The sequence below is a fragment of the Kitasatospora sp. NPDC058965 genome, assembly GCF_042741245.1.
Lineage (GTDB): Bacteria > Actinomycetota > Actinomycetes > Streptomycetales > Streptomycetaceae > Kitasatospora.
In genome coordinates this window covers 1-2,379 of record NZ_JBHYKG010000560.1, presented here as the reverse complement: position 1 = coordinate 2,379, position 2,379 = coordinate 1, and the positions used below count along the sequence as shown (strand labels likewise).

General features: G+C 76.7%; 3 protein-coding genes and 1 tRNA gene. 1 reads left to right on the top strand and 3 read right to left on the bottom strand.

All coding sequences use genetic code 11. The annotated features are described in order from the left end of the window. Positions 1–140: 140 nt before the first annotated feature. The 3 genes from ACFW1A_RS40120 to ACFW1A_RS40110 form a co-directional block, all read right to left on the bottom strand. Complete coding sequence (locus ACFW1A_RS40120) at positions 141–665, bottom strand: hypothetical protein (protein ID WP_380418614.1); 525 nt, start codon at positions 663–665, stop codon at positions 141–143. A gap of 156 nt (positions 666–821) precedes the next feature. Beyond that, the gene (locus tag ACFW1A_RS40115) at positions 822–1,736 is read right to left on the bottom strand and encodes an oxygenase MpaB family protein (protein ID WP_380418612.1); all 915 of its coding nucleotides are present in this window, start codon (positions 1,734–1,736) and stop codon (positions 822–824) included. 86 nt (positions 1,737–1,822) lie between these two features. Beyond that, a complete protein-coding gene (locus tag ACFW1A_RS40110; protein WP_380418610.1) occupies positions 1,823–2,143 on the bottom strand; it encodes a UBP-type zinc finger domain-containing protein in 321 nt (106 codons plus the stop codon). A gap of 127 nt (positions 2,144–2,270) precedes the next feature. Between ACFW1A_RS40110 and ACFW1A_RS40105 the strand changes: the two genes are divergently transcribed. Further along, positions 2,271–2,344, top strand: a tRNA-Met gene (locus ACFW1A_RS40105). Positions 2,345–2,379: the final 35 nt, after the last annotated feature.

Below are 2,379 nucleotides of genomic sequence, written 5' to 3'. Positions count from 1 at the left end.
GCGTCAGCGTGCCCGGACCACGCGCGACGGCGGTGACCGGACGGGGTCGCCGGACCGGCCCGCCCGGATCCCGACTGCGCGCGGGGCGGTGACCGTCCGTTCCGGCTGCGCGGGGTGACGGCCGTCCGTTCCGCCGGCGCTCAGCGGTCCCCGGAGCCGGTGTTCTCGCCGGCCGGGCCCGCCGGACCGTCCGTCAGCTCGGCCAGCTCCCAGTGCAGGTCCTGCCGCAGCAGGCGCAGGTGCTCGGCCGGGGCGCCCAGCCCACCCGTGAGGTGGCGCCGGTGCGCGACCAGCTCCGGTGTCTGGACGGGTGCGCAGGCGCACGCGACGGCGTCGTGCACGTACCACTCGTGGTAGAGCAGCAGCCGGCGGATGTCGTCCTTCAGCTCCGCCGGACCCGGCAGTGCGGGCAGGTCGCGGCGCAAACGCCAGTAGCCGACCCGCACCTCGCTGCCGCGCTCGGCGATCTGCCTGGTGTCCAGCACGCCGTCCTCGGCGCACAGGCGGATGACGCGCTCGGCCTCGGGCTGCAGCACCACGGCCGTGTCCAGCAGCGGCAGCAGCGCCTCGATCTGCTCCGCCGCCGGCGCCCCGCTCGCGGGCGCGGGCCGCACCCGAGCGGCCAGCATCCGCCAGGAGCTCCGTAGCCGGGACAGGACGGTCACGGCACCGCCTCCTTCCCGACATCCGGGTGGCGGTCGTCAGTCAGTGCTGACTTCCAGTGTCGCCCCGTCCGGCCGACGGCGTCGGGCGGTGGGCGCCGGGCGGCCACCAGCCGCCGACCGCCGGCTGCAGTCCCGCTCGACCAACTCGCTCCCCGCTCAGCGCCGTTCGCCGGGCGCCGGCATCGCCCACCGGATCGTCCGCACGACCGCCAGGCCGAGCGGCCGGACGGCAGCCGTGACGAGCGGACCACCGGGCAGCCCGAGCAGGGTGCGGTGCTCCGGCGCCATCAGCTCCACCGCCGCGGCGGCCAGCGCGCCGTACAGGGGGCGGGCGGCCAGCGGGACGGGTGGGTGGCGGAGCAGGAACGCGGCGGCAGCCTCGGCCTCGGGTGTCACGGCGAGCTCGGGACGGTAGGACCGCAGCGCGGCGTCGAGGCCGGCCCGGTCCCGGGGCGGGTCCTGGACGCCGAGGGCCGCGGCGACCCGGGCCATGTCCGCCACGTAGGCGTCGCAGCCCGCCGGGTCCAGCGGCGTTGCGCCGTACGCCTGGTGGGCGCGCAGGAAGCTGTCGGCCTCCGCGGCGTGGACCCAGGCGAGCAGGTGCGGATCGTCGGCCCGGTAGCGGCGGCCGTCCGCCGTGGTGCCGCGGATCCTGGCGTGCACCGCGCGGACGCGCGCCACGGCGGCCCGGGCGTCGTCGGCGGTGCCGAAGCTGGTGACCGCGAGGAAGGTGCTGGTGCGTTGGAGCCGGCCCCACGGGTCACTGCGGTAGCCCGAGTACGCGGCGACGGCTGCCATGGCCGACGGGTGCAGTGACTGGACGAGCAGAGCGGTGAGTCCGCCGACGAACATCGAGGCGTCGCCGTGCACCGTCCGGATCGCCCGGCCCGGCGGGAACCAGCGCTCCCCGGGCGTGTGGTGGATCCGCTCCCGGACCGCCCGGCCGTCGGGTCCGGCCACCCTCGCGAACAGCGCGGCGCCCAGCCGCTCGCGCAGTCCGCAGGGCGGTCCGGGGAGTCCGGGCGGTTTGGGTGCTCGGGGCGTTCCGGGGGTGTCCTGGCCGCCGTCCATGGTGTCCACGGTAGAGCGCCCGCCACCGCACCGGGCCCGGCCGGGCGGCACCGGGCCCGGCCGGGCCTCGTGGTGCGCTCCCCCGGTCAGGCGGGCCGCAGGAAGAGCTCGTCGGTGTAGCACCAGGCCCAGTCCTCGCCGGGCTGCACCGACCGGGCGATGTGGTGGCCGTCCTGGGCCCGGGCGTGCCGGTGGGCGTGCTGCCCGGGCGAGCTGTCGCAGCAGCCGACGTGCCCGCAGCTCAGGCAGGCGCGCAGGTGCACCCAGCGGGTTCCGGTCCGCAGGCAGTCCTCGCAGCCGAGGGTGGTGTTGGCGGGGACCTCCCGCAGGTCGTTCAGGTGGTCACAGGTCCGCTGGACCACCAGGCCGGGGTCCACCGCGACCCGCCACTGGCGCTGGCCGTTCATGGCCCCACGCTACCTCCGCACCTCCGCGCCTCCGCCCTGCGGCGCAGCAGCGTGACGCGGTCGCCGGGCCCGGCGGGAAACCGGTTCGCGTCGAGCGCCCGTCGTGCCGTAGAGTCTGGTTCACCGACGCGGGGTGGAGCAGCTCGGTAGCTCGCTGGGCTCATAACCCAGAGGTCGCAGGTTCAAATCCTGTCCCCGCTACTACGAGGGCCGGTCCGGTGCACTGGGTGCACCGG